Source organism: Micromonospora sp. NPDC048040 (assembly GCF_055587185.1).
The window spans coordinates 31038-53042 of the sequence record NZ_JBVJGT010000048.1; the positions used below are offsets into that span (position 1 = coordinate 31038).

Sequence of the window (22005 nt, forward strand, 5' to 3'; positions counted from 1 at the left end):
CCACCAGATCCTTGGGCAAGGCGAGCACGGCATGCGTCCGGACATCGCACCATGCCCGCCCACTACGCCGCCAACATCTTCCGCAAATCGCCGACGACGTCGAAGGCCGGGTTGACGCCGCCCACGGTGGCGTCCTGCCACGGGTCGCGCGATTCGGAGTCCGCGGCCATGATCCGGTCGAGGGCCCTCACCGCGAGTACCGCCAGGTCGTCGGGCAGATCGAGCCGGCCGCCGTCGAGCAGGAAATCCGGCGCGTACGGGGAGGTGATCGGCTGCCCGCCGGGCTGCTGTGCGGCCACAATCGCGGCTACGGAAATCGCCTCGCAGGCGACATCGGAGTCGAGGTAGCCGTCCTCGCCGGCGGCCCGGCTCAGCGCCTCGCGGAGCAGCACCGGGCGCTCGGCCGCGTCGGCGTCGTTGAGGTCACCGCACCAGTCAGCGGCGGTGTCGTTGTCGAACGGTCCGCTGTCCTCAGGTCCCCACGAGGCATCCCAAGATCGGTTGCGCGGCATCCTCGCACCTGCCACCGACAGGACCCCACCGAAGGCGGCTCTGATGCCCGGATAGCGATTGACGGGTCGGGACGGCGGCGGCCGGAGACGACAACGCCCCCGAGCTCGACGCGTATCTGCGCGAGTTCCAGGCGGGCGGCTTCCGGTTACTGCCAATGGCTGCGTGACCAGCGCGTTCGTCGTTGTCGGTGAAGCCGATGGCCGTCGTGACCGTCCGTTATTGACGGTATGCGGCTCGTGTCGGGCGGGTCCATGACGGCATTGACGACAGAACACTGCTGTTCCCTGGTCCTGACGTATCTTGGTCCGGCGTCAGGTGCTTGCGCGCTGGAAGCCGACTCGTGCGTCCGGGAACGCATCGCGCAGTGCGGTGAGCGTGGGCTCGGTGTTGCGGCCCCAGATCCGGCGAACCACCCAGGTTGTGCCGTTCTCCACGAAGGCGTGGTCGGTGAACCAGCGGCGGGCATCCACGTTCGGGTACTGCTCGGCGAGCGCGGCTTGGACCTCCTCGTCGGTGTGGTGCTCTCCCTTGAGCGGTCGGAAGCGACCGGGTGTGAGCACCTTCCCGATGGCTGCCGCTGGTACCCCTCGCGTCACGAGACTCTCGATCATCAGTCGTACTGCCCGGCGTTTGTTCTGATCGGGCAGCGGTTGGCCGTCGATGACGATGTGGTAGCGGGTCCAGTCCCGGTTGTCGCTGCTTTGCCGCTCCTGTTCCGTGGCCTTGCGGCCGACCCGGATTTGGTAGTCGGCCGCCTCGGGCAGCGGGATCACCTGCTGGATGTCGAGGAGGATCCGCCCGTCGATCTGGTACGGGATGAGGCGTACGCAGCGGACGTCCATGCCCTCGAACCGGTTGAGCCACAGCACGGCGGTGGTCAGCTCCCGCCCGAAGTCGGCCGACACCAGGATGATGCGAACGTCCGACGAGACGAGCGGAGCGTCGTCGCCGTCACTGACGTCCAGCCAGCCGAGCAGCTCGGCGCGCGCGTCGAGTTCGTCGTCGGGTCGTGTCCTGGCCAGGTGCGCCTCGTAGGCGGCGACCACCTCGTCGAAGCTCATGGCCGACACCATCGCCGCGTACCGCAGCGCCTGGAGCTCCATGTGCCCGCCGTCGTCCGTGCGCTTCAGTTCGATGACCACGAGATGCCCGGACTTGTCGACGGCGAGCAGGTCGATCCGGCGCCTGGAGTCCTCCCAGTTGCCGAACTCCTCGGCGACGACCAGGAGGTCGGGGCTGAGTACGGCGATGTCGTCCCGAAGGAGTCGTTGCAGGTCCTTGCGCTCGTAGAGCCCGAGGGCGGCGAACCGGGCCGCGTCGTGTCGCCGCAGGTGGTCGCCGTCGATCTCGTACAGTGGCACGCCGCCTCCCCGCCGATCGCCTCTTCGGAAATGATGCACCGCTAGGGAGTGATGAGCGAGGCCAGACCACCAGCGTCGGCTATCCCCGTGCGGAGTCGGATCTGAGCATCGATGAACCATGTCACGTACTCGGCCCAGTCGTCTCCGTTGCCGATGTCACCCTTGCGGTACTCCGCGATGCGGCAACCCTTCCTGCCCTGCAACGGCTCGTACGCCAGCATGTCTCCGAATGTCGGCTCCAGCTTGGCGCGGGCGGCGGCAAAACGCGCGTCGTTGACGGCCGGGTCAGGGTGCTGGAAGAAGATCTCGCTCGACAGCCCCGAACGGCCGAACGTGCACGCGTACGAGATGCCACTCATGCCGGCGGGAAGGGACTGCCAGTTCTGCGGCGAGCCCTTGGTCGACGTCGTCCACCCGAGCTTGCGGTCATGGACCGTCTCCAGGAACCTCGTCCAGAACTCCTGGTATGCCAAGGCTCGATCGCTCGCCGCGGTGTCGCCCTTGGCGATCGCCTTGAGCTTCTTGCCCCAGTCATTTGGCTGCACGACCAAGCGCATGAGGGGCGCCGGCACCGACTCGCCAATGCGTACCGCGCTGATCTCGATACCGAAGAACCGCGTGTTCTCATCCGTACGGGTGTTCAGCCAGTCCAACGCGGCCCGATGTTCCTCGCGAAACTCGGTCGCGATCCACACCACGTTGACCGGATCCGTCCCACCGGCGTAGGTCAGCAACTGCCCCAGATGGCCGTGGTCCGTCCTCGTCAGCTGATTCTCGATGATCACCGTCTCGTTCGTCGCCTCGTCGACACCAATCAGGTCCAGCGAGAATCCGCCCACCGGGTGCTCCGCTGACGACAGCAACAAGTCCATGCCGAGCAGCTCGCCGAGCACATCCGCGTTCGCCAGCAACCACGGCGTGAAGCTGTGCGCCTCGTGCTTCCAGACTTGCCGTACATCGAGCAGTTCGAGCTTGCCGAGCGTGGGCAGTCCCTCGCCGGCGTCCACAAAGGTCATATCACCGACCGTATCGGCTTGAGGCCGATCCTGACGTCCCATGGCCACCTTCTTGGCACTGGCATCGCAGGGGCGACCGTCACGAGGCCGCCGAAGCTCCTCGGTCCGGCATCCAGGCGAGGATGTCCAGCAGGCGCACGTCCGACAGGCGATCCGCCGCCTCGGCGACCAGCGGATCGTCGTGGTGACGCGCGGCGGCCCGTAACAACGTGAGGCCCTCGGCGGCCCGCAGCAGATCCGTGCGGTATGCCGCCCAGTAGGCCCGCCGCGGTGGTGCGTGCCGGCTGCCTGCCTGCTGCAGGTCACGCGCCGCGCCCTCGGCAGCCCGCCGGTACCGCCGCAGCAGCGCGCTGTCGAGGATGAGGAACAGCCCAGGCCGCACCAGGTGCAGGGCCTTGCTCACCTTCGCGTGCCCGAGCCCTCGCGGACGCTCCTGGAAGAAGTGTTGGTACAGCCGGAGCGCACCGTCGTAGCAGCCGTCGTCGAGCATCGGGTCGGCGTCGCGGAGTTGGGCGTCGAGCGGGACGTCGTCCCAGGGCGCGGTCTCGCTCAGCCAGAGCAGGTGGCGCTCCTGTTCCCGGCTGATTCTGCTGCCCATGTACGGTGCGCGAGTTACCTTGATGAGCTTCGGCGTCAGCACGGGATGCGTGCCGGCCAGCCAGTCGTAGGCGCGGACCGTGCGGGCATGCCGCTTGCAGTAGTCGACGAAGACGCCGAGCGGGTCGTTCACCGGTCGACCGGCGACCTCGATCGGGGCCACTGGGGCACCTGCCTTTCTGATCGCTCGGCGGAGTCGTCGCTTCCCAACCTGCTTCGGTCCACCAAACCGTGACAACCTCTGCGGGTGCCACCGAGAGGAGCGCTCCGGTGACGACAGCCACCCGAGCGGGTCGTTCCGCGTCGGGCGTTGGTCCCATTCTGGGCGCGGCTCTCGCCGACGGCATCGATCCGCCTAGCGCATTTACTAGCATCACCATTCCTTCATCGCCCACTTGGGGGCGCTCGGGTCGTCGGCCTCAAGGCCGGGGCGAGGAGTCGACGAAGCGCATGGTGGCCAACGGCAAGAGCCAGTTCGAACGGCTGAGCGAGAGCGGGTACTACGCCGCCGTGGTCGAGGCGAACCGGGCATACCTAAACGTCGCGGTGACCGACCCGGCCGGCACGGAGCGGGAGTACTGGACCCTCTCCTGCCTACCGAACACCAAGAGCAACCCGCGCCGGCTGTCCGCGGTGTGCATGCGAACGATGGAGACTTTCGTTCTGCACCAACCGATCGATCCGGAGAACCAGGACCTAGCCGAGGGGTTCGTCGTCGTCCGGCGGTCCGTGCTCCGCCGGCGCTGGCCGACCAGCCGTGCCCTGGCCCGGGAGTTTCCAGGCCTCACCGAGGAGCCGTCGGACTACCAGGACGCGGGACCGGACCAGGTTCGAGTGTGCGGTCCGTACGACCAGTTGGTCGCGGCGCTCGCCGACGAGCGCTTCGCCGCCGCAGTCCGGCACCTGACCTCCACCCTCCTCACCGCGCGGACCATGCAGGGCGCCGGGCACAGCCCCCGGCTTGTCGACGAGGTACTGGGCCGCGCACGCCCGGCCGCCGAGTGGATCTATCCGGTGAACGACCGGACCGAGGCGTGGGGCTACGACCAGGACGTGCTGGACATGTTCGGGAGCCTGCCAGCCGACGGCGCATACGACGACTGGCACCTCTCCTCCTGCTTCCATCAGATCCGGGCCGGAGACCGAATCTGGGTCTACGCCAGCACCCCGCACCGACGGATCGTGGCCGCCGGGACCGCCTGGGCCGACCCCTACCTCTACGCCGACGGCGACTGTTCGGAGTGGCGGCTGGAAATCCGCTGGGAAGTGCCGCTGACCCGCTTCCTGCTGCGACGCGGCGTGGCGGGAACAGACGTGTTGGAGAAGGTCGTGCAGGGCGTTCGCGCCATGCAGCCGGTGGAATCGGACCGCCTGGCCAAGATCCTGGGTGAGGCCCGGGCGCCCGAACCCGAGGGACTGCCGGAGGGCCGCCGTCGGCGGCTGGCGCAGGTGACGGCCCGACAGGGACAGGCCGACTTCCGTCGCCGGCTCATCGAGGCATACCAGGGCCGCTGTGTGATCAGCGGTTGCGGCGTGGAGGCGGCACTGCAGGCCGCGCACATCGAGCCGTACGACGGGCCGGCCACCAACCGGGTTTCCAACGGCCTTCTACTCCGAGCGGACCTACACAACCTCTTCGACCAAGGGCTGCTCTGGATCGACGACTCGTACCGAGTCCGGGTTGCGGAAGGACTCGATCACTACGGCGAGTTCGCCGGGGTCGAACTGCCGCTGACGGCGGATCCCGCGCACCGGCCGGACCGGCGGGCGTTGGCGGCGCACCGCCGCGACCACGGCGTTGAGTGACGATTTCCGCAGCCGACCGACACCCGGACGGTGCGGTCGACCGCGGGGCGATACTTACGAGGGGCGAGCACAGAGAATCTCCTGGTCGGGCGTGTCAGGCCATGATCAAAAGTCTCCGAGCTGCCGGGGGAACCTCAGGTCGGCCTGGACGACTATCAGGTGCGCCGCTACGACGCCTGGTACCGCCACATAACCCTCGCTATGTGCGCCCACGCCTTCCTCGCCGTCACCGCCACCGGGGCTCAAAAGGGGGCACCGCCGACCGGGCCGGACTTGTCCCCCTCAGCCTCGCCGAGACTCGACGTCTCCTGGCACACCTGATCACTCACAGACGAACCCGCGACCACATCAATCGATGGTCATGGTGGGGGCGCCGCCACCAGTTCCGAGCCAAAACAAGCAACTACCAGCGACGACAACGACTCAGCCAAGTGCGGCTGGAGTACTAGGCTGCACCGTTTGCCGGTCGGCCTCTGCGTGAGCCGGACAGCAGCCCGCAGCCGGGCAGGGCTGCATCAGCGGGAACGACGTGTCTTCGAGGGCGAGGCTGGCGGCTCAGGTCCCGGCCGGCCCGGTTCAGAGCTGGCGGAGGCCGCCGCCTTCAGCGACAGCGATACCCGCTCGCGCGCGATATCGACGTCGAGGATCTGCACGGTGACCGTCTCACCCACGTTGACGACCTCGGACGGGTGCTCGACACGGTGGTCTGCCATTTGCGAGATGTGGATCAAGCCGTCGATCTCGCCCAGGGTGACGAAGGCACCGAAAGGCGTCAGGCTCTTCACCGGTCCTGCGACGGTCTGGCCTGCTGCGAGCTTGCTGAGTGCTGCCCGGCGTCGTTCTGCCTTCGATGGCGCCGTCGGCCGACGGGCCTCTCGTTCGATCTCGCTGCTTGGTGCGAGGTATTGGTTCGTTTGGGTGGCGTCAGAGTCGTGCCCGGCCTCGGCGCGGTATTTGGCGGGAAGGGTGCCGACCACGTCGACCGCGTGGGCGCATGCCTCGGTCAGGTAGGTGTCGTAGGCGCGGTCGGTGAGTGCATGGTCCTGGACGAGTTCGCCGTCGTCTGGGCGGTAGATGCGTGACGGCTCGCCGCGGAATGACAGCCAGTTGAAGTTGGTGGTGATGTAGTAGCTGTCGCTGATGAGCATTTTCGCCGGGGTGGTGGCGACACGTACGACGGCGAGGCGGTTGGCGCGGCCCGCGGCTGCGTGCAAGGCGTCGAGGGCTTCCTGATCGCTTTGGTCGTTGTCACCGGGGCCCCACACGATCGTCACGTCGACGGTGCGGGACAGCTTCTCCAGGGCACGGATCCACGGCCTGGACGCGACGGCCGTGCGGATCTGTGGGCTGCTGATGAGCAGCCGCCGCCGTGAGGTGGCGAGGGCGGCGTCGAGCCAGGCCGGGTGTTCGTACACGCCCAGCCAGCGGATCGCCGCCCGGCTCAACCTGGCATCCGCACCGTCTCCGTCCGGATCGTCTCCGCCCGCTTGGAGGGCGAGGACTTCTGCTTTGCTGAGCCGCTCGCCGGGGTCGGTGACGGGTGCGTGGGGGTGTTCGACCGGCGCGGCCGACAGTCGGAGGCGTTCGACGGCGCCGATGCTCTCCAGCGCGGCGGTGTGCGGTTCGCTCCACTTGCCGTCGACGTCGACGCCGAGGCGTATCTGGCGGGTCTCGTCGTCGGTGAAGACGAGCAGGATGGCGTCGTGGTAGAAGTTGCGGTTCTCGGTGACGCCGCTGATGCCGAGCAGGCGTGCCCCGTCGCGGCTGCGCGGGTCTAGGGTGCTGGTGAGCGCGGCGAGGCTGAGGTCGACGGCGCGGACCGGCATGCTGTTCGCCGGTGGCAGTAGGAGGCGCCCGGGATCAGCTTTCGCCTGGCTGGAGCGGCGTAGGGAGTTGCGTCGCCAGTCGGTCACGGTGCCGGTGAGGCGGTCGTAGACGACCGGCATGGTGGTGGGCATTGGGCGGCGTAGCTGGGCGTCGCGGGCGGCTTCCTGCCCGGCGGGCAGCAGCTGCAGGCGCCGCACGCCGCCGTCGGCGGGTGGCTGGTAGGTGATGTACTCGGCGAGGAGGAGTCCGGCGACGGCGCGGCCGGTGTCGCCGTCGTTGAGGCCGAGAAACAGTTGCAGGTCTTCGACGGTGTCGATGCCGCCGAGCAGGGCGCGCAGGGTGTACTTCTGGCTCGCTTCGAGGTCTTCGGACTGCTCAACCAGAACGTCGACAGTCAGCACGGAGGCGGGGATGGCGCACGGCTCCGCGGCGAGCAGGGTGTGTCCCGGCAGCGCGTGGGCGTGGCGGCGTGCGGCGTCGGCGAAGATGTCGCGGCTCACAGGTACTGCACCCTTCCGCCGGTGGTCGTGATGTGGGTGAGTACTCGGTTGAGGGGGCCTTGTTTGCTGCTGCAGAATTCGGAGTCGCCGACGATCCAGAGCAGTTCCCGGGCGCGGGACAGGGCCACGTTGACGCGGCCCTCGTATTGGTCGGCGAGGAAGCCGAGTTCGCCGCTGAGGTTGCTGCGGGTGACGGAGAAGATGACCACGTCGGCTTCGCGTCCTTGGACCGCGTCCACGGTCTTGACCTGCACGGCGACGTGCCGCAGGGTGAGGCGCCGGAGCGCGCGTTCGATCTCAGTGCATTGCCGGCGGTATCCGGTGAGGATCAGTACTTCCAGCTTGCCGCCGTCGGTGCGGGCGTACTTGCCGGCGTGGACGTCCGTGTCGAGGCGCGCGACGAGTCCGGCGACCTTCTTCGCCTCAAGCTTGTTCGACGTGCTCACGCTGCCGGCGTGGCGGGCGTCCTCGTGGCGGTTCGTGCGTCGGCTGGTGGAGAACCACACCAGCCGGTCGCTGTCGTCAACAGACTCGGGCGCGAGGACCGGTACAGGGTCGTGCACGAGGGTGCCGCTGTAGAAGACCTGAGAGATCAGCTCACCGATCGGTTCGGCCATGCGGTGCTGGGTGACCAGACTGGCCGTGCAGGCCGGCGGTGCCTCGCCGAGCAGGATGTCGAACAGCGACGAGGTGAGGAACATCTTGTCCAAGTCGAAGGTTTCGACCAGGTCACGATGCTCGAACACCTCCTCCACCATGGGTGGGAGCTGTTTGGTGTCGCCCACCATCACCCACCGCTTGGCCCGGGTCATCGGCACCAGCAGTTCAGGGGCGGTCGCCCGCGATGCCTCGTCGATGATGCACAGATCGAACTGCATGTTTTGGATGTGAGGGTTGGCCAAGAAGCCCATGCAGGTCCCGGCGACCACGCTCTGGGTGGGAAGGAACATCGGTTCAGCCGTCTGCGGGTCGTTGAGGCTGGCCAGCCAGTCGCCTTGGGTCCGCAGCAGTTCCCGCAGCTGCGGCCCGGCGCCGGGCGCGTCCAGCAGGGTGGCGACGAGCTTCTCCAGCTCCGGCTCCCCCAAGTCGTCCGGCACGATGACCTCAAGGGCCCTGGCTGCGGTGCGGACTTCAGCGGCGGCGGTGTCGGCGCGCTCGACGGCGCGCAGATAGTCCGCCAGCAGCTCGGCCCGTTCCTCGGGCAGGTCTTCGTTGTCGAGCCGGTCGTCGTCATCAAGCGGGCCAAGCAGCTCGGCGATCTCGGTCTTCTGCCGCAGGGTGGCCAAGGCTTCCTCGACACGAAGTGCCAGGGACAGATGGTCGACCTGTAGACCCTCGCGATCGGCCAACGCGGCCATGCCGGCGCGGGCGCGAGCGCGAATCTCGTCCGCCCACGCGCGCAGCTTGTTCGACAGCAGTAGGTGAGCGGCGTCCGGGTCGACGTTGTCGTCGCGGCTCGACAGACGCACGACCGAGGTGACGCCGGAGCGGTACAGCCGAGTGACCGCGTTGTCGATCGCGACGTGCATCTGACTGACCAGCAGGATCTTGTCGCCAGGGCGTGCGGCAAGGTGCTGGTGAACGAGTTCGGCGATGAACGAGGTTTTGCCCGTGCCGGGGGGACCTTGGACGAGGAACAGGTCCGGCGAGCCGAGCGCGTGCGCGACGGCGATTTTCTTGTCGTCGTCGAAGTCCGGGCGCAGCGGCTCGAACGCCACCGGCTCCGGCGCGCTCGCCACTGACGGATCCAGCACCAGCTCACGCAGATGCGGGCGGGCGGAGCTGCCGTCGCGCAGGGCGGCGAGCGCGGTCTTCTGCCGGCGGATCGCGGCCTGGGACGGGGTGCGGTCTCGCACCAGCACCCCGTGGAAGGGCAGATCGGCGCCGGGTCGGGTCGCCCGCACCGTGATGTCCGTGCCGTCGACCTCGGCGATCGTCACCGCAACGCCCCGCATCGCGGGTTCGTCGACGGGGCGGGCCATGCGCTCCTGGTCAAGGAACGCGCCGGTCAGCGGAGTCGTCGTCTCCACGTCGAACAGGGCGCCGTCGCGGCTGACCCGCGTGTAGGTGATGGGTTCCTCAAGGCGTTTCTCCAGCGCTTCCTTGGCCTCGATCAGCTGTGACCAGTTGGTCAGCCGTGCCTGCTTGAAGGTGTCGCTGTGGCGATCACCCGCGTCTTGGACAGCCTTTTCCAGCAGCAGACGCAGCTCGTCAGCGGCTGCGGCGGCTCTCTGCGGGTTTGTCGACCGCAGTGTCGTCCAGGTGAGGTCGCGGCTGTCCAGGACGATCGCTTCGTCTTTCTGGCGCCAGCGTTCGAGCTCGTCGAAGTCTTTGATCTCAGCGCGGGTACAGAGCAGCTGGTGGCGATTCTTGAAGACCAGCACCAACTCGACCTGGTCCCCTATAAGGCGGAACTCGTCGGCGGTAAGCACCGTGCGCCCGGCGATGTTCTTTAGCCGGGGTAGTACGTAGGAAGCCGCGCCGAGCAGCCCCGCGATGACGTTGTCGGCAGAGCGGCCGTCACCGGCCTCCTCCAGCGATCGGCGCGCCGTACCAGACAGCTCGAACGACAGCACCTTCTGGTCGTGCCAGTTTTCGCTGCGCGCCGCCTGGATGGCCTGCAGCTCGAGGTAGAACTGCTGTCCGTCGGCCGGCCGCTTCGCCGCATCGACGCTCAGGCAGCGTCGCAGCAGCGCCAGGACAGCGGGCGGCAGGTCGGCCTCATCGAGCGCGCGGGCGATGTCTGGCAGGTCACGTAGCTCCCAGCCGGTGACGCATTGCAGCAGCGTCGCGGCCAGGCTGTAGACGTCGAACCTGGTCGAGCCGCGCGAGGCCAGGTCCGGTGGTGCCCAGGGCGCGCTGGTCATCCCGGCAACCGTCGCGTCGGTTGCGCCCGCGAGTTGGTCCTTGATCTTGCTCAGGGCGAAGTCGGCGAGCAGCGGCTTCTCACCGTCCCACAGCACGTTGCTGGGCTTGATGTCGCGGTGCAGCACCGCCATCGAGTGTGCGTGGGCCAACGCCGACGCCAACGGCAGCGCGATGACCTCAGCAACATCGTCCCAGCCCGGAGTCTCGGGCGCGGTTACCAGCCAATCCTTGAGCGACACCGGAACCCAGCTGAGCACGACGTAGTACACGCCGGCGTCGTGGTCGGTGCCGCTGTCCAGCAGCGACACGATGTTCGGGTGGTCCAGCTTGTGGTGCGCCGCGGTCTCCCGCTCGAAGTAGATGCGGTAGATCTCATCGGAGGTGGCGGGAACCAGCTTCACGGCCACGTGCCTGCCGCCCTGATGCAAGTCGGCGGCTTGAAAGACCTCCGCCTGACCACCAACACGACGGGTGTTCGCGATCTCGGCATACCGGCCGGCGATCAGACGCACCGCCCACGCTCCTTCCAGGAACGACCTGTTCGTGCGGACCGGCCGCTCAGGATACTGGACCACGACGCCAAGTTCGGAGACCGCCAAGCGGTATCCGTGCCCCTCGGGAACATCGGGCAGTGGTCTGCCGCCGGCGACCTGCCCGGCGCTGGCGGTGTTCGGCGACGGTCGGCACCGATGTTCGACTCCGGATGACAAGGGCACGGCTGTTCGGCAGATGTCCCTGGCGCGCTGTCACGCCGCTTAACCGGAGCGAGGATTTGGTTCAATAGGACACACTTTTCCTTGACGGGGTTTGCCGACAGTGAATCAGCAGGGTGTGACACCTTCCCTTGGACCACCGGTCAGGCAGGTGAGCGCACGGCGGTTAGCGGGGCGGGCGTGCGGCGAACGCGGCACAGGCGGCGGCGACGGTCAGCGCCGTGTCGAGGCCGGTGGCCCACGACGAGCTGTGAGCGGCGAGCAGACCAGCCAGGGCCGCCACGAGGGCAAGGCCGCCGGTGACCGTGGTTCGGCGGCCCGCGGCCCGGCGCGTACTCGTGGTAGCAGAAGGCAGAGGCCGGCGGGGCGGCTTCCTGCGGGTTGGCGTTCCGCGGCGAGACATGGTTCAGGCTCTCCTTCGTCGGGAAGACCGCGACCCTGGTGGCCGCGGCACGATCAGAAGAACATCGCCGCTGGTCCCTAAACCGGATGAGTTTGCGGGGCTGTGTGCACTCAGCCGCGTATCTTCGACGGCGTGCCCCGGAAGCCACCAAGCCCTGCAGACCAGGCGTTGATCGACTACGCCCGGAAACAGGACGTCCTCGTGACCGATACGCAGCTTGAGCACTGGCGTCGCGTGGGACTGCTTCCCGCGAACACGCCCATCAGGCAGAGCTTCGGGGGAGTTCCTCACAGCCCGCGCCCGGAGCGGCCGACCTGGTCAGCTGGCTCGGCTCCCACGCTCGCCGGGGGCAGCGCACTCACGACGTAGCGCTGCGCGCGTTCGGCGACGGGCACGCGGTGCCTGAGCCGACCGTCCGAGCCGCCTTCCTCTCCGCTGTCGCCCTCGCCTTGCCGGATCCCGTCACGGGCGGTGAGGACGCCGGCGATCTGGCGCAGGACGCGGCGAAGCGACTTCCGGGCCGGGACACGACCGCGCTGATTCCCCGGCGGATGCGTCGCATCGACTCTCGAATCAAGGCCGCCGGGATCTCTTTCGCCCCGGCCGAGCTGCTGCCCTTCGACAAAGGCCCCGGGCTCGCTGAGCCTTTCACCCCGGCCGACTTCCAGCTGATATCCACGACCGTGGCACTCGACGGCTCCGAACTGAACGGAACCGGCATGGCCGCGCTCGTGCGCTCGATGAGCCCTGCCGGCGCTGCCGTGCCAGGCGCCTCGATGCTCGAGTTTCCCGACGGGGCACAGGCCACCGAGCTGGCCGACGAAGCCGGGAACACACTCTTGCCGACCGGAGACGTCCGAGCCGAGCTACGCCGTGTCGTCGAGGAGTCGACGCTGGAGCGGCTGCGTGCCGGTTGGATGGCAGCCGTCGAACGCCGCGGCGCGTGCAAGGGATGCGCGCCGTGGCGAAGACGATGTCAGCGGCCCAGCGACGGTAGCCGCAGGCTGTCGAAAAGATCGAGAACGTGTTCTGCCATGGTCAGCGTTAGGGACAGCATGCTGGCGAGCATGGCAGCCGGCGGTGCGATCTTCAGCCGCACGATCCCAACGGTGGAGCCAGGTAGTTCCTCAAAGTCCATCAAGGTGTATGTCCATTCGTCGCCGTGCGCGCACGCGCTGCAGCTCTTCCATAGGTTTTCGGCCATGTCCTTAGTCGTGTCGTCGAAGCCGAGCGACCGCACGATCTGGTTCCACGGGTCCTTTTTCTTGACTTTGGCCATCGACAAGCTGTTTCGGCCGGCAACCGCCCGCACTTGGTCCAAGCGCTCGCCAATACCGTCACTGCGTGTGAGTTCGGGGAAGTGTGGCTCCAGCAAGGCGTCGGCCTTCCGGAAATCCACTGCGTCCCTGTACTGCGCCTGCAGCGCCCTCAATACACGCTCGGTCGCGTCCTTGCCGGATATGAGCCACATGGCGGATCCGAGGTTTTCCACCGCCGCACGCAGCAGGGTGAACGCCGCGTATGTCGGCAGTATGTCCGCGTTGACGATCAGTGCCCGGATCGCCGTCAGATGGTCGATGGCGAAGTCGAGATGCCGGGCAGCGTAATGGCTGACCGTGAAGGGTGCGGCCGCAGCATCGGCGACCGCCAGAATCGACCCTGCGTGTACCGCGAGGGAACCGTCATCGGGATGCCGGAGCCGTTCTAGCTCGTCGATACGGTCGAACAGGCGCTTCGGGAATCCGGCTTCGTTCACCCGCGCACCCTAAGCGGCAGCGGTCGCGGCGAGCCACCGGGTTGACCGGGCGGTTCGCTCGGCGCGCAGGGCCTGCCGCTCGGCCTATTGGCGTTCGAGGACGGCGGCCCGAGCCCGGGCGGGGGAGGTCTCGGACGGCTGGCTGGGCCTGACGCTCCTCGACGGCGGGCGCGGCTGGCAGGTCGCCACTTGCGGTTACCGTGTACTACCGGTCCGCATTGAAAGGGGGATGAGTGGGCGAGCTCTTCGACCTAGCCGGCGGCACCGCCGTGTCCGGGTCACCGGCTTCGGCGGAACTCTCAGTCTTTGACCGCACCTTCCCGGCGCGGGTTGCGGTGCTCATGCGATCCCGCCCGATCACCGAGGCGATCGTCGCCGCGAACCGGCAGGACTGGCCGGCGGCCCTCTACGACGTCGCGACGTTCGCCCTCGCCGCGATTGATCTGGTCATTGCACAGCAGGGCTTCGAGGAGGAAGCCACCTACGACGACGTCGTGGACGGCCTCACCACGCTCGCCCGCCGTACCGCACCGGAGCGGCCCGCATCGGAGCACCGCCGCGTCGGCGAGTACACCGTCGACGCGCTCCTGAACCGGGGCGAGCGCGAGGCGCCGTTCACCTACCGGATCAGCGACTTCACAGACGAGGCCCGGACCCACCAGCGACGGCAGGTGCAGTTCCGGCTGCTGATCGAGCGAGAGGACCCGGTGCGTGGCGAGGTCGTCCTCAACGCCACCCGCGACGCGATTAACGCGCTGGTCGGTGGACTGGAGTTCGACGTCGAAGACGAGCAGGTCGCCAACGAGGTGCTACTGGAACGCCAGCTGGCCAAAGGGGCGTTCGACGCCGCGGAACGCGCTGCGGTCCGGGCTCGGCTGCTGTCTGTCTCGCTCGCCGAGGACCTCCACGAGCTGATCAAGAACACCCGCCGGGACCTGCGTGCCGTCATCCAGGAGTGGGCAACGGTCGTTCCGCAACGCCTAGCCACAGCCCGGGAACACATCGCGGGCAGGATGGAGGCCGAGCACCGCCTGCTCGCCAAGGTCCGCGAGTCGCTGGAGTCCGACGACCAGCAGGTGACCATGACGGCAGCCCGGATCGCCGCGCTGCTCACCGAATGCTCGCGTCGGCACGACGCGCTGCACCGGCAGGTCATCGCCGCCCGCAGCGTGTTCCTGGAGGAACAGGATCGGCAATCGTTTCGGCCACCGGCGCTAGGCCACCTGCCCGACCTCAGCCGGGAGATCCTCACCCCCTTGCTCGGCCTGGACAGCGAGATCGCCCTCGTGGTCACCGACAGGTGGCTGTCGGACATCACCGGTCCGCGCCCTCCAAAACTGCCCCGGCTGTACCGGCTGGTCTACGACCTGTGGGCGGTGCGCGACTCCACCGACGATCGTGACGACGACGACGGCGATGATGAGGCGGGAGACCCGGATCCGCCGACGATCGGACCGGACATCGTGGACGCTGCGCGGCGGGTCGTCGCCAGGATCGGCCTGCCCGCCCGCCTGTCGGCGCTGCTCGCCAGTGCCCTGGCCGATCCCGGCCTGGACAGCGGCATCGATCGGCAGCGGACCGCGGAGATCCTGGCGCTGGCTGCGCTGTGGTGCTTCGCGCCCGAGGAGACCGATACCGAGCACACCGCATCGGTCGATCTGACCGCACGGATCCTGGGGCCGCGTGCCGTTGCGGACGCCGACGATCTGAAGCTCGATCTGCCGGGATGGGACGGCTACGACCTGATCATCGTTCCGCATCCCGACGCCCTGGCGACCGCCGACCCGCAACCGGTCACCGACCACCCCTGGATACACGCGGAGACGCGATGACGCTGACGCAGAACGATCACACCGACATCGGGACCCTCATTGCGTATGCGCTGCAACCCACCCAGCGACCCGGGCGCAGCCATGAATACCGTCGGGTGCTCGGCCGGTACCGCACGGAGTCCGACTTCCGCATCGCCGCCGATGCTGTTCTGCACGGCCTGCACGCTAGCGTCCTGTCCGACGGCGACTTCGGACTCGTCCTCGGCGTCAGCCCCGAGTCCCCGTTCGCCTACCGGGTCGGCGACATGCCCCACGCGGCGACCCGGATCGGGCGCCTGATGGCCGGGCTGGTCCTGGTCGGCGTGGCCGCCTACGCCTACCCCAGCCCGGCTGACCTGGAGGAGGAACGAATTCGCCGCGTGGCGGACGTCGAGTTTGAGCAGTGGATGCGCGCGATGTGCGAGCGCCTGCAAGAGCACGACGCCGCTGGCGAGCTGGTCCCCGACGACGGCCTGGACGAGGCGTGGCGGGCCTACCACGAGATGCCGTCCACGCTCGTCGGCGACAAGGGCCGCGGCTCCGGGCGGCTGTCGCCGAAATGCACCCTGTACTGGGTTCGCAACGTCCTTGCCTGGCTCGTGGAGCAGGGCATGGCCCGTGCCGACAGCACAGGCGGGACCTGGATGCTCACCGAGCGGTTCCGCGTCCAGGTTAAGGACATGGCCGGTGAACCTGGATATACCTTCCTGGCGGACATTGCTCGACGGCCGCACATCCGGCCGTCGAGCCCCGCTGTCCAGCCGCACGCCGCGGACGACGGGGAGTGAGCATGACCTACCATCTGGCCGCGTTCCGGCTCCACTCGATCGGGGAGAGATCCGCTCGCTTCACCGACGTCACGCTCGACCTCACCGGCCCGGACGGCGGCAGCAGTCATCCCGCCGACTCGGTCGTGTGGCTGCGTAACGGAGGCGGCAAGTCCTCGCTGTTGTCGCTGTTCTACGCGCTGCTGCTGCCGCGAGCAATCGACTTCATGGGGCGTGCGGTGAAACGCAGCCTCACCGACTACATCGACAGCGGCGACACCGCGCACACCGTCGCAGCGTGGCACCCGGCCGCCTCGGACACGTTGGACGGCTCGCCGGACCGCATTCTCATTACCGGCGTCGTCTACGAATGGTCCGACCTGCGCCGTCCCGCCGACGCCGACCGCGCCCGGGACCGGCTCGACACGACCTTCTACGCGTTCTATGCCGTGCCAGGCGTGCTGGACCTGCACCGGCTCCCCATCCTCGACGCCACGGGCGCGCCCCGGCGCCGGGCGGCCTATGTCGCAGCCCTGAAGGAGTGCGCGACGACCTACCCGCAAGCTATGGATCTGGTCACCACCGAGAAGCAACACGAGTGGACGACCGCGCTGACCAGCCGGGGCCTCGACCCGGCGCTGTTTCGCACCCAGAAGCAGATGAACCACGTCGAGGGCGGCGTGGAGGACATGTTCCGGTTCTCGTCCGCCCGCGAGTTCATCGACCTGCTCATCGACCTCACGGTCGCACCCGAAGACGCAGTCAGCGTCGCCGATCGCCTGGCCTCGATAGCGTCGCTGCTAGCGACCAAGCCGACCAAGACGGCTGAGCGGGACTTCTGCCTCGACTCGGCAACGGGCCTGGACCGCATCCACGTCTGCCAGCAGGAGGTCGACGCGTCAGCGGTCGCCCTCCAACAGGCCGTCGAGGAGGCGGCCAAACTGTCCACCGCTTTCGCCGCGACGGTCACGCAGGCGAACAGTCAGATCGAGGCGCTCGCCGCGCAGCGCGACGGCATCGAGAAGCGACGCGCGGCAGCGGTGACCGAAGGCGGCGCCGCGTACGAGCTTGTCTACCTGTACGAGGAACGCGCCGCGCAGATACGACTGGTCACCGCAGAAGACCAGTTCAGCAAGGCCGACGCCGACATCAGCAACGCCGCCGAACTCATCGAAGCCTGGGAGGCCGCCGGACACCTGGCGGAGAAGAAGGAGTTGCAGGACGCGCTGGAGCGCACGCGGCGGGAGGCCGGCGAGGAATGGGAGCGCACCGCGCCACTGCGGCGAGAGCACGACGAGCACACAGCTCGCCTGCGAACCCGGCTGCGTACACTTGTCGACGCCCACGAGGCTACGGCGGCAACGGCCACCGAAGCCGCCACCAAGGCGAGGGCAGACGTCGAGGCCCACCGCGCGGCAGCGAAGAAGGCCGGCCAGGAGGCCCAGGCAGCGGACAAGGATGTGGCGACCGCGACCGCCCGGCTGGAGTCGCTGGCCACAGACCTACGCACGGCTGTCCGCGACGGCGTGCTCCCGAATGAGCAGACCGACCCGGCCGAGCATGACGTCATTCTCGCCGAACAGCACACCATTCTCACGGGCGTTCTTGCCGAGATCCAGAGCCGTCGTGAGCAACGCCCGGCGCTTCGGCGCGCCCTGACGGGCGCGCTCACTACGCTGACGGGTGAGCAGGTCCGGCTCGACGCGGAGCGTACCCGGCTCGCGGAGGACCGTGCCGCGTTCGCCGAACGCGCAGCCAAACTCGTCGCACGCGAACGCGTGCAGGACCTGACCGAGGCCACCGGCGACGCGCCCGTGGACCTCTGGGCAGAGGCGGACACTCTGACCCGCCGGTTGTCCGACGCGATCGTCGACACCGACGTGGCGCTGGTGCGGCTGGAAGCCGAACGCATCGACGACCAGCGCATCCTCGACGTACACGCGCGCACCGGGCTGCTACCCACCACGCTTGACGCCGAACGAGTCCAGGCTGTTCTGGCCGAACACGGCGTCATGGCCGAAACCGGCTGGGCCCACCTGCGTACGCTGCTACCCGGTGCACGCCTGCTCGAGACGGTCACGGACCCGGACCTCGCGCGCCTCGGCGTCGGTCTCGTCATTCCCACCTCCCAGGCCGACGCCGCCGCGGCCACGTTGACCGGCGTCGACACGGCGACCACAGCACTCGTCGGCGTCTACACCGCGCAGGCCGCCGCCGCGATCGTCGGCTCCACCCGTGCGGACCCCGATGCACCTGCTCCGGTGTGGGCCGGACTGCATCGGGGCTTGGTGGATCCGGCGTGGGCCGAAGGCACCGTTCGCCAGGTCGCGGGCCGCGCCGAGGCGTACGACGGGCAGCGGTCCCGCCTGACCGAGGCGCGTGAGGCCGACAGGTCCTTGCTCGGCGAGCTCACCGAACTGCTCGCCGGCTGCCCCGCCGGGCACCTCGACAGCCTGACCAGCCGCGTCGACGACCTCGACAGCACCCTGCGCGATGTCGCCGCAGCACTCGACAAGGCTCGCGTGGATCTCGCCGAGATCGACCAGGCAGAGGCGGCTGACACCGCAGCCGAGCAGCGTACGCAGCGCGGGATCTCCGACATCGAGACATCCCGCGCCCGCCTGTCCGGCCTGATCCAAAAGATGGAGGCAGCTGTCGAATGGCGTAGGGACCTCGCCGAGGCCGAGTCCCGAGCCGAGGACGCCCACACCCGGGCCGAGCGCCTCACGGAGAAGGCCAACCGGGCGCTCGACCACGCCACCGAGCAAAGCAGGCTCGCCGACGCCGAGGGCAGGACCGCCAATGCATACCGGGGCGAGGCGGCCGGCCTGACATTCCTCGACTCGGAACCGGAGGTTCCCGACGATCCGGTGGTGTCCCTCGATGTCCTCCGCGCTCGGCGCCAAGAGGCCGCCCGCGCCTGGGAGGTCCAAGCCTCCCAGTCCGTACTCGCCGAGCGGGAACGCAACCTCGCAGCTGCGCTGGCGACCGAAACGCAGGCCCTCGCCGCAGTCAGTGCCGAAGTTTTGGAACGTGCCGGTGTCCTGCTCACCACCGCGGAGGGACAGACCAGGCCGGCTCGGGCGGCGGCACTGGCCGCCGCTCGAGAAACCAAGGAGGAGGCGGTCGGCCGAAAGGGCCGCGCCTCCGGCGACATCGCCCAGCACTCGGCGACCCTCACCCGAATTCGAGCACGGCGCACCGATCCACCCAAGCGCGCGTTGCCCGTTGAACCGACCACAGCGGAGGAGGCCGACAACCTGGCCGCCGAATATGAGGGGATCGGTCAAGCGTCCATCGAAAAGCGGGCAATTGCAGAGCGAGAACTCCGCAACCTTGAGGGCAAGCAGGGCGAATACCGGGGCCGGGTCACCGCGTTCGAATTGCTCGCCGACGGCCTTCCCGACCCGGCCGGCTGGGGTGTCACGCCCTTCGCCGGGTCCGACGACGAGGCGAAGGCCCACAAACAGGCTGTCGTGCAAGCGCTGCGTGCCGCGGAGAAGCGCGCGAGCGACGCGGCGGTCTCCCGGGCGAACGCGGTCGGAGACCTGCGGACAACAGGCGGCAGGTACCCGGGGGTCGCCACACCCGCCAAAGATCGATTGCTCCACGACACCGAAGAGGTGCTGGCGCAGCACGCGGGAACGCTGGCCAACCAGCTCAGACTGCGCGCGGACATGATCGACGGGGAACTCGCCGACATCGCCAAGGACCAGGCGATCGTGACCGACTCCCTCGCCGCCTCGTCTCGAACACCCTCGACACCTTACGCAAGGCCGAACGGTACTCGCGAGTGGCGACGAAGACCGGAGGCTGGGCCGGGAAGCAGATGCTCCGAATTTCCTTCGAACCACCTGCCAGCGACGCGGATCTGCGCACCTACGTCAACCGCGTCGTGGAGCGGCGCATCGCCGATGGCGTCAAGCCGGAAGGACTGCCGCTGCTCAAGGATGCCGTCCACGAGGCAGCCGGAACCCGGGGCTTCACCGTCAAGGTCCTCAAACCCGCCCTGGACCTCGTGCCCACCACCGAGGACATCACCCGGCTTGGCAAATGGTCCGGCGGAGAGAAGCTGACCGTCTGCGTCGCGCTCTACTGCACCATCGCGGCACTGCGCGCCGTCAACGCCGGACGCCGGGATCGCTCGGGCGGCGTGCTGCTACTCGACAACCCGATCGGCCGTGCCTCACACGGCAGCCTCGTCGGCCTCCAACGAGCCGTCGCTGCGGCACACAAAGTCCAGCTCGTGTACACCACCGGGGTGAAAGACCCCGATGCCGTATCCCGGTTCCCCAACGTCATCCGGCTGGACAACCGCCCGGGCCGCACCCGGAACCGCCGCTACATCGTCGCGGACGACACGCTAACCGACGAAGCCAACCAGCGCCTCATCACCGGCGTCCGGGTCGCACACGACGAGTCGTCCAGCGGTCACGGCAAGCACGCCCAGCCCGAGACGTCGACATGACTACGACGCTGGGTGACATCATCGCTGCCTACATCGCGGAGCAGCCGACCAATCGAGTCCGGGTCGACGGCCTGCTACGGCATGCCACCGCCGTCGACCCTACGCTCGTCGGCGATCCGGCAGCACGGGCCCGGCTCGCCGCCATCCTGACCGGCCTCGCCGAAGCGGGCGCCGTCGTGCTGCCGAGGGCACGCTCCGGCTGGGACGATCGAACGAAACCGCCATTGCCGATCTGGGTGGGCAAGCCGACGAAGCCACGTCGGACCCAAGCGGCACCGACACCGCGAGTCTGGCCACAAGCACTCGAAGCAGCCGCCGCGATCGCAAGCCGACCGGACGAATACCAACTTCTGGACAAAATCGGCATCTGGTTGCGGAACAACCCCAACGCCGAACCCGTCCCCCTTGAGGAACGCTCGTTGGAGATCCTCGACGACGAGAAGGCCCTCGCCATCGAAACGACCAAACGACTGTTCACCACCGGCGCACTGACCCTCGACCTGCTTGCGTGCTACCCGACGCCCGTACCTTTTCCCTCCCAGCACATCCCCGGGGTAGGGCCGACGCGGCTGCTGGTGGCGGAAAACAACGCGACGTTCCATTCGCTTCTGCAGGCCGCCCGGCAACTGGATCCCGACGTGCGCCCCGACCTGCACATCGGATGGGGCTGCGGCAACCAGTTCCCCTCCTCCATCACAGCCGTCAACCTGCTCGATCCGGCGCCAACCGCTCTGTACTACGTGGGCGACCTCGACGCCGCCGGACTGCGCATCGCAGCCGGCGCCGCCGCGACGGCGAACGCGCACAAGTTGCCGCCCCTTCGACCGGCGGTCGCGCTGTATGACTGGCTCCTCGCTCATGGCGTTCCTCGCCCAGACAGGTCCAACACCGGCATCAGCGACCCCAGCGCACTCCTTGCGTGGATGCCGGAAGCACTGCACGAGGCGGTCGTCCGACTACTCCACGGGCGGCAGAGAATCCCGCAGGAGACCCTTGGCCTTCGCGCGCTGCGCGCCAATCGGGATCTGCTCCCTCAAGCCGTCGATGATCCTCTGAATGCGGCTGGCATGAATAGGTCGATATCAGGCGGCCACACGGAGCCGGACGGTTCGGAATCATGAGCAGCCTGCCGTCGCCGTTGCTATTCGCTATGAACGGCGATCATGAATTCGTGGTCGACCCCGCCCTCCGACAACTCCCACGACAGCCGACGGAGGTCATGCGCTGCTCGTCTGGCTGGGGGCAGGGGAGTCGATGGTGGCGGGGAGTGGTGCGACGACCCCTTTACTCGGCCGGTTTATGCTTCAGGCGACCTGGGCAAACGTGCGTGAGCATGCCGCTGGGCCGGCTGCGTCCAGGGAAGTGGTGTACGACTTGCCCGTGATGGGCGTGTTGCGTAGATGAGAGACGGCCATCGCGTCGATCCTTCGAGACGACCAAGTCAGAGAAGGAAGAGAGGACGCGATGGCCGCATCAGAGAGTGTGAACCCTGTTGACCTGCTGTGCGAGCAGATCGAGGGCGCGTCGCCGGACGTGTTGCAGGCGATGATCAGAACGTTCGCGCAGGCGTTGATGTCCGCCGAGGCCGACGCGATCTGC

At 68.2% G+C, this 22005-nt stretch carries 13 protein-coding genes and 2 pseudogenes; 8 read left to right on the plus strand and 7 right to left on the minus strand.

The window, feature by feature from the left end; translation table 11 throughout:
* Positions 1 to 62: 62 nt before the first annotated feature.
* The 4 genes from ACZ6O2_RS29070 to ACZ6O2_RS29085 all read right to left on the minus strand — a co-directional run bounded on the left by ACZ6O2_RS29070 (position 63) and on the right by ACZ6O2_RS29085 (position 3650).
* A complete protein-coding gene (locus ACZ6O2_RS29070) occupies positions 63 to 512 on the minus strand; it encodes a DUF4259 domain-containing protein (protein ID WP_466025066.1) in 450 nt (149 codons plus the stop codon).
* A 312-nt stretch (positions 513 to 824) separates the two neighbouring features.
* A complete protein-coding gene (locus ACZ6O2_RS29075) occupies positions 825 to 1874 on the minus strand; it encodes a hypothetical protein (protein WP_466025067.1) in 1050 nt (349 codons plus the stop codon).
* Positions 1875 to 1915: 41 nt separating this feature from the next.
* Positions 1916 to 2890 (minus strand): DUF4268 domain-containing protein, encoded by a 975-nt coding sequence (locus ACZ6O2_RS29080; protein ID WP_466025068.1) that lies wholly within the window; start codon positions 2888 to 2890, stop codon positions 1916 to 1918.
* Positions 2891 to 2969: 79 nt separating this feature from the next.
* On the minus strand, positions 2970 to 3650 hold the full coding sequence (locus ACZ6O2_RS29085; RefSeq protein ID WP_466025069.1) for a DUF6308 family protein: 681 nt from the start codon (positions 3648 to 3650) through the stop codon (positions 2970 to 2972).
* A gap of 287 nt (positions 3651 to 3937) precedes the next feature.
* Between ACZ6O2_RS29085 and ACZ6O2_RS29090 the strand changes: the two genes are divergently transcribed.
* Positions 3938 to 5293, plus strand: a complete 1356-nt coding sequence (locus tag ACZ6O2_RS29090; RefSeq protein ID WP_466025070.1) for an HNH endonuclease — start codon at positions 3938 to 3940, stop codon at positions 5291 to 5293.
* A gap of 135 nt (positions 5294 to 5428) precedes the next feature.
* A pseudogene (locus ACZ6O2_RS29095) lies at positions 5429 to 5614 on the plus strand (IS701 family transposase); the annotation flags it as partial.
* A gap of 194 nt (positions 5615 to 5808) precedes the next feature.
* Here the strand turns inward: ACZ6O2_RS29095 and ACZ6O2_RS29100 are convergent.
* The 3 genes from ACZ6O2_RS29100 to ACZ6O2_RS29110 all read right to left on the minus strand — a co-directional run bounded on the left by ACZ6O2_RS29100 (position 5809) and on the right by ACZ6O2_RS29110 (position 13360).
* The gene (locus ACZ6O2_RS29100) at positions 5809 to 7620 is read right to left on the minus strand and encodes a S1 RNA-binding domain-containing protein (RefSeq protein WP_466025071.1); all 1812 of its coding nucleotides are present in this window, start codon (positions 7618 to 7620) and stop codon (positions 5809 to 5811) included.
* Entirely contained in the window at positions 7617 to 11000 is a 3384-nt protein-coding gene (locus tag ACZ6O2_RS29105) for an AAA domain-containing protein (RefSeq protein ID WP_466025072.1), read from the minus strand. The genes ACZ6O2_RS29100 and ACZ6O2_RS29105 overlap by 4 nt, the downstream gene beginning before the upstream one ends.
* Positions 11001 to 12580: 1580 nt before the next feature.
* Positions 12581 to 13360, minus strand: coding sequence for a hypothetical protein (locus ACZ6O2_RS29110; RefSeq protein ID WP_466025073.1), 780 nt, complete (start codon positions 13358 to 13360; stop codon positions 12581 to 12583).
* Positions 13361 to 13593: 233 nt separating this feature from the next.
* Here ACZ6O2_RS29110 and ACZ6O2_RS29115 point away from each other — a divergent pair, with 233 nt between their 5' ends.
* The 6 genes and pseudogenes from ACZ6O2_RS29115 to ACZ6O2_RS29140 form a co-directional block, all read left to right on the plus strand.
* Positions 13594 to 15192 (plus strand): hypothetical protein, encoded by a 1599-nt coding sequence (locus ACZ6O2_RS29115; protein ID WP_466025074.1) that lies wholly within the window; start codon positions 13594 to 13596, stop codon positions 15190 to 15192.
* Positions 15189 to 15959 (plus strand): hypothetical protein, encoded by a 771-nt coding sequence (locus ACZ6O2_RS29120; protein ID WP_466025075.1) that lies wholly within the window; start codon positions 15189 to 15191, stop codon positions 15957 to 15959. The genes ACZ6O2_RS29115 and ACZ6O2_RS29120 overlap by 4 nt, the downstream gene beginning before the upstream one ends.
* 2 nt (positions 15960 to 15961) lie before the next feature.
* Complete coding sequence (locus ACZ6O2_RS29125; protein WP_466025076.1) at positions 15962 to 20014, plus strand: coiled-coil domain-containing protein; 4053 nt, start codon at positions 15962 to 15964, stop codon at positions 20012 to 20014.
* On the plus strand, positions 19957 to 20406 hold the full coding sequence (locus ACZ6O2_RS29130; protein ID WP_466025077.1) for a hypothetical protein: 450 nt from the start codon (positions 19957 to 19959) through the stop codon (positions 20404 to 20406). Before ACZ6O2_RS29125 ends, ACZ6O2_RS29130 begins: the two co-directional genes overlap by 58 nt.
* A complete protein-coding gene (locus ACZ6O2_RS29135) occupies positions 20403 to 21527 on the plus strand; it encodes a Wadjet anti-phage system protein JetD domain-containing protein (protein ID WP_466025078.1) in 1125 nt (374 codons plus the stop codon). Before ACZ6O2_RS29130 ends, ACZ6O2_RS29135 begins: the two co-directional genes overlap by 4 nt.
* 343 nt (positions 21528 to 21870) lie before the next feature.
* A pseudogene (locus ACZ6O2_RS29140) lies at positions 21871 to 22005 on the plus strand (IS256 family transposase); the annotation flags it as partial.

Coding starts and splice junctions, on each gene's coding strand:
- ACZ6O2_RS29090 (WP_466025070.1), top strand. CDS start 3,938: ATGGTGGCCAACGGCAAGAGCCAGTTCGAACGGCTGAGCGAGAGCGGG.
- ACZ6O2_RS29135 (WP_466025078.1), top strand. CDS start 20,403: ATGACTACGACGCTGGGTGACATCATCGCTGCCTACATCGCGGAGCAG.
- ACZ6O2_RS29125 (WP_466025076.1), top strand. CDS start 15,962: ATGACCTACCATCTGGCCGCGTTCCGGCTCCACTCGATCGGGGAGAGA.
- ACZ6O2_RS29070 (WP_466025066.1), bottom strand. CDS start 512: ATGCCGCGCAACCGATCTTGGGATGCCTCGTGGGGACCTGAGGACAGC.
- ACZ6O2_RS29120 (WP_466025075.1), top strand. CDS start 15,189: ATGACGCTGACGCAGAACGATCACACCGACATCGGGACCCTCATTGCG.
- ACZ6O2_RS29080 (WP_466025068.1), bottom strand. CDS start 2,890: ATGACCTTTGTGGACGCCGGCGAGGGACTGCCCACGCTCGGCAAGCTC.